We start from the raw sequence: 6804 nt of genomic DNA on the forward strand, positions 1-6804 counted from the left end.
TGATCGGTTGCAGAAAGAGGGGTGCCGGTGTCGAGCGCTCAGGTGCGCGCGCACCGGGGCGGCCGAAGGCGGCGGTGCGGGCCGTGCCCGCATCGGGAGAGGCGGGGTCGGGCGAGGAGCAGGACGGCTACGGCGAAGGCTGCTCCGGCAGCGGGCAGCGCGGCGCTGGCGAGGGGGTGACCGGCGAGGCGGCCGGCGAGGGCGGTGCCGGCGGCCTGCCCTACGCCGATCGACAGGATCAGCCACGCGTACGCCTCGCTCGTGCGGCCCGCAGGGGTGAGGGTGTCGGTGGTCACGTAGGCGCAGGCGACCACGACGGTGAGGAACGCGCCGGGCACGACGACCGCGACGGTGGCGCCGTACGGACCGGGGAGAGCAAGCAGAGGCAGCCACCCCGCCAGGAACCCACCTGCGCCGACCAGGAGTTGGTGGGTGGCGGACCTGGGCCAGGTGCGGCGCCCGTAGAGGAGTCCGCCGAGGAAGCTGCCGGTCGAGAAAGCCGCGGGCAGCAGGCCGGACAGCATGTCCTTGCCATGGGTCTCGGCCATGGCGACGGCCCACACGTTTAGGGAGCCGATCGCGAAGCCGATACCGGCGAGGGAGATGAACAGCAGCACCAGGCCGGGGGAGTGCAGCCGCTGTGCCGGTGTGTCGCCGGGGTTCCTCGGTGCGGGCGCCCATTGGCGCGACGGCGGCGCGGTGGCGACGACCGTCGTGCCGGCCAGGCCGAGGACGGCGGTGGCGGCGAGGGCGAGGGAGGGGCTGTGTACCGCGGCGAGCGCGGCGGCGAGCAGGGGGCCGACGATGTACAGCAGGCCCTGTGTGCCGGTGTCCAGGGCAAGGGCTGCGTGCCGAAGTCGCCGTCCGGGCAGCACACCGGGCCACAGGGCTCGCATGCCGGCTTCCAGGGGTGGCGTGCTCAGACCGGCCGCGACCACGATCACCGTGGCGAGCGCCCCCTCCCCGTGGGGGCCAGCCAGGGGAAGGGCCAGGAGCAGGCTGGAGTTGAGCAGGGCGGTGGGGACGTGTACGGCGGTCTGCCCGTAGCGGTCCATCAGGCGTCCCTTGACCGGCTGCGCGAGCGCGGAGGCCAGCCCGTACAGGGCGCTGAGCAGGCCGCCGAAGGCGAGGCTGCTGCCGTTGGCGGTGATCCACAGCAGGATCGCGATGGGAGCCATGCCGTTGGGGAGGCGGCCGGTGAGGGTGCCGCCGAGAAGGCGGGCGACGTACGGGCTGCCCAGCACCGCGCGGTAGGTGATGCGCGGTGCCGGGGCCGTCGAGGCGGTCAGGGGCAACGGGAGCTTTCTGTCAGGGAGCTTATGGGTGGCGCGCGGGGGCCGTGGTGCGGGGCGGCGCCGGGGGCGTGGTGCCCAGGGCGGGGCGCGGCCGGATCCGCGGGGGCTTGGGGGCGCGGTGCGGTGGAAGGACGGCGACGGTGGCGCCGAGGTCCTCTGCGACGTCGTGGACTTCGCGGGCGAGGAAGGCCAGTTGCCGGCCGAGTACGTCGAGCCGTGCACCGATCTGCCGGCCCTGGACGGTGTCGAGGGCGTATGAGAACTCGGCGGCGGCGGACAGGACGTGCTGCAGGCGGACCATCGGACCGGCGCCGTATCCCTGTTGCGTGGCACTGAGCAGCACCTCGGACACGTCACCGGCGGCGCGGGCCTCGACAACCTCCTGGACCAGCTCCTGCAGGGGCCGTTCGGGGGCAGGCTCGGGACGGTTGAACCGGGACGCGGCCTCGGGTCGCAGGACTCCGGGCGGGACCGCTCGCGGCAGCGCCTGCCCGGCCGCGTACTCGTGTTCGTAGTGCCCGATGACCTCCCAGCCCGGCGCGCCTGGATCTCCGGCGAGAGCGACCACCGTGGAGTCGTCGTCCTGGACGAGATGGGCGAGCGTGATGCGGCGGCCGTCGGCCACGTACCACGACTCGATCAGGTCCAGTGCGCCTCGTAGTTGCGCCGATTGGGCCCTCGCGGTCCACATCTGACGTTCCTCGTCGCTCAGCTCAGGTTCGGGCCGGTGGTGCTGGTCTGCGAGGTCGGTGGCGATGGAGCTGTGATCCGCCCAGACGGCGAGGTGCGGCCACACGGCCTTGTGCTGTTCGCGTTCGGCGTCCGAGCCGGGGACGTCGGGCCGGTCGAGAACGCGGACGATCTCCGTGTGGGAGGAGGCGAGGCTGTCGAGCAGGTCTCGCCACGCCGAGACGTGCCGGGCGGGCGGCAGCTTGTCGAGAGCGCGGCGTGCTGTGTCCAGCAGTTGGTCGGCATGCCGGGCGAGATACGCGGCGTATGCCTCGACGGCGGCCTGATTGCGGTGGGCACGGGCAGCAGCGGCGGCCTCGTGGTGGACGGTGCGTCCGTAGCGGTCCCGGGTGGCGTCGAGCGCAGCCTCGGCCGCGCGGTCAATGACGGCCATCCGCAACCGGAAGTCGCGGGCCCGTGAGACGAGGACGGTCACCGCAGTCTGTCGGGTGTCGGGGATCGGTTCCTCCTCGTGGTCGGTTGTCAGCGGTGCCGGCCTGCGCTGATCACGGATGCCGATGGCGGGGCGGCCACGAGGGTCGGCTCGCCCGCCTGGGAGCCGATCGTGAGGCGGCTGGCCGCCGCCGGCGGCGCGTTGGTCGTGGGCGTGCGCAGCGTCGGGTCGAGGTCGACTCGGTAGCGGGCGGCCGACAGCATTTCGGCAGCCCAGGTCGCGTGCTCGTTCTCCCACGCCTCGCCCAGGTCGAACGGGAGGCGGATCCATTGCCCGCGCAGGGACGGCTCGAACAGAAAGCCCGCCCGTCGCAGGACATCGGCGGCGAAGGCATCGAAGGCGCCGTCGACTTCAACCTCGCCACCCGGTCCGCGGGTGATGCGGATCGGCCCGCTGCCCGAATTCACCGAACCCGCCCGGTCGCGGAGACGGTGAGGTGGACGGTGGGCGCGTAGGTGGGCTTCGGCGGGATCGGCAGCCGGGCTGCCGGCGGCGTGATGGTGGGCGCCGTGCCGCGCTGGGATGACCGGCCGGCAGCGGCCTGCGCGATGCGGCTGCGCCGTTCCATCAGCCCGTTGGGCCGGACAGGGCGGGGCGGGCTCGCCGAGGCGGCGGGGTCGAGGGCGACGTCGGCGTGCACGGCGTACCCCTTCTGACGCAGGTCGTGCACGGCCTGGCGGGTGCGGCGGGAACCGTCGCGCTCGGGCTCGGTGAGCCGGAAGAGTCCCGGCTGGTCGGGGACGGGCTCGAACTGCTCCCGCACGAGGAACCAGTGGGCCAGGTGGGCGGGCATGGAGGAAGTGAAGGCGGCGACGAAGCCGTGCTGCTCGTGAGTGCCGAAAGCGAAGTGGGTGCCAGGATCCAAAGGGAAGGGGGCTCCTTACGGTGGTGGTGCCGCAGGTCAGCGGCGTGGTGCGGGCCGGCCCGGCGGGAGAGCACGAGGCGGCGCCGAGATGGCCAGGGCGGGGCGCTGGTGCGGGGCCGCTGCTCGGGCCTGGCGAAGGAACGGCTCGCCGTGGGCGAGCCAGGCTTCGATAGCCGGCCGTGTCCGCGTGTTGCGCTCGGCGCGGCTGAGCGGGGTGCCGACTTGGAAGGTCGACAGCAGGCGCCTCCAAGGAGAGCGGTTACCGGCCGGGTGTCGGGCCGGCGGGCGGGGGAGCCGGGGGGAGCCTGGGCGACGTTTCGGTCCGGCCCGGCGGCGGGAGCTTTGGTGCTGGCGCGGGGTCGTATTCGGCCCGCAGGATGGTGAGATCGGCCTGGTCCGCGATGGCTGTCACGGACAGGCTGCGGCTGGCCGCTTCCATCAGCAGCTTGGGCGGCGAACCCTTCTCCGCGCCGCGGTGCTGTCCGCGCCACTGGGCGGCTGCGAGGAGGTAGTCGCTCACGGCACGCAGGATGGGGTCGGCGGCGTCCAGCAGGCGCTGGGTGACGGCACTGGCCTCGGCCGGGGTCTGCGCGGCGGCGAGTGCGGCGAGATACGGGGCAAGGTCAGGGCTCGGCAGCGGCTCGTCCGGCAGCGGGTGCTTGGCCAGGAACGGCTCGGCGTCCCGCCTGGCCCAGCGGAGCAGATCACCGCGGGTGGCGATGCCGTATCGGGCGGCGGCGATCTGGTCGGCGTCGCGGCCGACGTTGTCGTACAACTCGAAGTCGGGATTCTGGGGCACGGGACCTTCTAGACGGAGGTGCTGGGGCCAGCGGCCTCGGCGTCGGTGCGGCGACAGCCGTAGCCGAGGAGGCTGGACGGCTCCGGCGCGCTCGGGACTGCGGCGATGTCCGAGCAGGTGAACGTGTAGGTGAAGGCGGGGCGGGGGCTGGTGCCGAGCCATGCCCGGTCGTGCTTCTCCGGCACGATCCCCAGGCCCGGGGCGGTCACCGCGTCGTGCTGGCTGTGGGTGTGCGAGAAGACGACGAGTGCGCCCGTGGTCGTCTTCAGCGCGTACGCGTCGGTGAACTCCGGTTCGGCGGCAGCGAAGCGGGTGGTGCCGCGCGGGCCGAACTTCCTGGTCGTCTCGTCGTGGACCTTGATCTGCCGCTTCGAGGTCTCGGTGGAGGTGAAGACCTTCTTCCCGGTCAGCTCGCCGCCGGTGGCGAAGTTGTCCGTGACGGCGGAGCGCAGTACGCCGACCGGTGCGGCCAGGGACTGCCAGGCAGCGTCGACCGCGGTGGCGTATCCGTCCTTGTCGAGCACGATCTGCGGGAGCTGCTTGGGATTGTCGATGTCGACGGTGGCGACCATTTCCCACTGCTTCGACTTTGTGTTCTCGGCCAGGATCAGGACGCGGGCGTACTGCTGCTGGCTGCCGGCGCGGGTGACGGCGGCGAACCACCGCTGCTGTCCGTCCTTCAGGCGCGGGATGTAGAGGTCGGTGGCCGAGAGGTCGTAGGACCAGGGCCGATACGGCTTGCGGTCGGCGTTCGGCAGGGCCTCGTCCTGCTTGAGGTCGGCCAGTGACATCGCGTACTGGGGGCCGCCCTCGACGGTGTCGAGGAGCGCGCGGTCGTTCTTGACGTGCGCGAGGTTGTTGGTCGTTGAGTAGTGAGTGATGGCGTCGCGTGCCTGCGCAGGGGTGAGTGCGGGGGCGGGGGTCGGCGCGGCGCTGGCGCTGGGGGCCGTCTTCTTGGCTGAGGGGTTGCTGTCGGTGCTGGTGCAGGCGGTCGCGGCCAGGGCGACAGCGAGAGCTGCGGTGATCACGGGCAGGGTGCGGCGATGGCGAGCAGGGGGGATGGGGGCTCCTTGTGGAAAAAGAAGGGGGCTGCGGTCCGGAGTCGGTTTACCGGTGGTGCGCGGCGGCAGCGGCGCTGGGCGGCGAGGGAACGGGGAGGCGCGGGGACGTGGTGGCCGGCGTGGTGGTGTGGCGGAGGTTCACGCCGATGCCCTTCTGGGCGAGGTGGTGCACCAGTGCCCGCAGGCTGAGCGCGCGGCCGTCCTCGCCGTACGCGGCGGGCAGCAGGAACGCGGCCTGGTGCGGGTGGTACTGGAACCCGAGGGCGTACAGCGTCATACGGGCGTCGGCGGGGACGCTCTTGTACGGCGTGCCGAGTGCGCCGTCCTCGTACCAGGCCAGGGTGACGACGTCGGCCACCTGCGGCGGTCCGGGCCGGAGCGGGGGCTCGGGCTGGACCGCCGCCTTGTGCAGCACGCTGTCCAGGGCCTGCTGGTAGCGGGGCAGCAGGCGAAGGGTGACCCGGGCGGATGCCTGCGCAGGCTGGTCGGGGACGGCGATGCCGTTCGGCTCCTCGACACCGGAGAAGTGGTGGGGCTTGATGCCGGGCCCATCGGGCTCGAGCGGTGCCACGACGAACTGGTGCCGGTACAAGGGCCGGTCGGTGACGTAGAGCTTGCGTCCGTCCTGGTCGTGCAGCACGGCGTGGTGGCCCAGGACGTACTGGCTGACGATGTAGTCGACGTGGCCGACGTCCCAGAGGCTCTCGGTGGCAACGAACTGCTCGTCGGAGGAGTCGTGTCGGACGTACTCGCTGTTCCATTGGCCGGGCAGCCGGTCTGCCAGGGCGGTGGCGAACGCGGAGAGATCCGTGCGAAGTGTGAGCATGTGCTTTCGAGGCGATGAGGGGGCTGGTGCGCGTCTAGCGGCGGGAGCGCGGAGGGCCGGAGGCGGTCGAAGGGCCCAAGGGCGAGGGACGTGGTGCGGCCGGCCGGGCGGGCTGTCCTTCGCCCGGGCTCACCGCGGGCGGGGCGTAGTGGGCCAGCAGGTTCTCCATGTCGGCCTGGGCGACCTTCGTCGGGGCCGACCGGACACCGTGGGCAGCTTCGCGCAGGAGGCGCACTGCTTGTGGCGTGTGACGGTGCTCGTGGCCGGCCCAGAGGGCTATGGCCACGAAGTGGCCGGCGATGTGGTCGAGCAGGGGTGCGGTCACGTCGACGAGCCGCTGGGTGACGGCGCTGACCTCGGCGGGCGTCTCGGCCTCGGCGAGTGCGGTGAGGTAGGGAGTCAGATCGGGGAGCGGTAGCGGCTCGTCCGGGAACGGGTGTGCGGCCAGAAAGGGCTCGGCGTCGCGACGGGCATAGCGGTGAAGTGTGCTGGCCGAGGCGTCATGCCGTTCGTGATCTGGGTACGACAGGGAGAGGTCCGATCCAGTTGCTCGTTGCGAGCGGCTTTGAGGTCGATGGTCCGTTGCTGACCAGGCGGGCCCGGGCATGTGGTTCGTGTGCTCGCGATCCGAAAAGGTCGGCCTAGTCGGCGTGGTGTTCGGCCCAGCCGAACACCACGCGCTCCACCCCCTCCCGGGAGAAGAAAGGGAGACAAAAGAGGAAAAAAGAAAAAAAGTCGTTCGTGTGTTTCCTCAACCCTCCTTTTTCCCTTCCCG

General features: G+C 72.0%; 8 protein-coding genes. All 8 read right to left on the reverse strand.

Annotation, left to right across the window (positions count from 1 at the left end):
* Positions 1–38: 38 nt before the first annotated feature.
* The 8 genes from ACZ4Z5_RS25270 to ACZ4Z5_RS25305 all read right to left on the reverse strand — a co-directional run bounded on the left by ACZ4Z5_RS25270 (position 39) and on the right by ACZ4Z5_RS25305 (position 6636).
* Positions 39–1295, reverse strand: a complete 1257-nt coding sequence (locus tag ACZ4Z5_RS25270) for an MFS transporter (RefSeq protein ID WP_468266479.1) — start codon at positions 1293–1295, stop codon at positions 39–41.
* A 22-nt stretch (positions 1296–1317) separates the two neighbouring features.
* Positions 1318–2418 (reverse strand): hypothetical protein, encoded by a 1101-nt coding sequence (locus ACZ4Z5_RS25275; protein WP_468266525.1) that lies wholly within the window; start codon positions 2416–2418, stop codon positions 1318–1320.
* A gap of 89 nt (positions 2419–2507) precedes the next feature.
* Entirely contained in the window at positions 2508–2885 is a 378-nt protein-coding gene (locus ACZ4Z5_RS25280; RefSeq protein WP_468266481.1) for a hypothetical protein, read from the reverse strand.
* Complete coding sequence (locus tag ACZ4Z5_RS25285) at positions 2882–3343, reverse strand: hypothetical protein (RefSeq protein WP_468266483.1); 462 nt, start codon at positions 3341–3343, stop codon at positions 2882–2884. Before ACZ4Z5_RS25285 ends, ACZ4Z5_RS25280 begins: the two co-directional genes overlap by 4 nt.
* A 259-nt stretch (positions 3344–3602) precedes the next feature.
* Positions 3603–4142 carry a hypothetical protein gene (locus tag ACZ4Z5_RS25290; RefSeq protein ID WP_468266485.1) on the reverse strand — a complete coding sequence of 180 codons (540 nt, stop codon included), beginning with the start codon at positions 4140–4142 and terminating at the stop codon, positions 3603–3605.
* Positions 4143–4150: 8 nt separating this feature from the next.
* Positions 4151–5170 (reverse strand): DUF8094 domain-containing protein, encoded by a 1020-nt coding sequence (locus tag ACZ4Z5_RS25295; protein ID WP_468266487.1) that lies wholly within the window; start codon positions 5168–5170, stop codon positions 4151–4153.
* Positions 5171–5249: 79 nt separating this feature from the next.
* Positions 5250–6029, reverse strand: a complete 780-nt coding sequence (locus ACZ4Z5_RS25300) for a hypothetical protein (RefSeq protein WP_468266489.1) — start codon at positions 6027–6029, stop codon at positions 5250–5252.
* Positions 6030–6063: 34 nt separating this feature from the next.
* On the reverse strand, positions 6064–6636 hold the full coding sequence (locus ACZ4Z5_RS25305; protein ID WP_468266491.1) for a hypothetical protein: 573 nt from the start codon (positions 6634–6636) through the stop codon (positions 6064–6066).
* Between the last annotated feature and the right edge of the window lie 168 nt (positions 6637–6804).

Source organism: Streptomyces sp. NPDC030222, assembly GCF_055573115.1.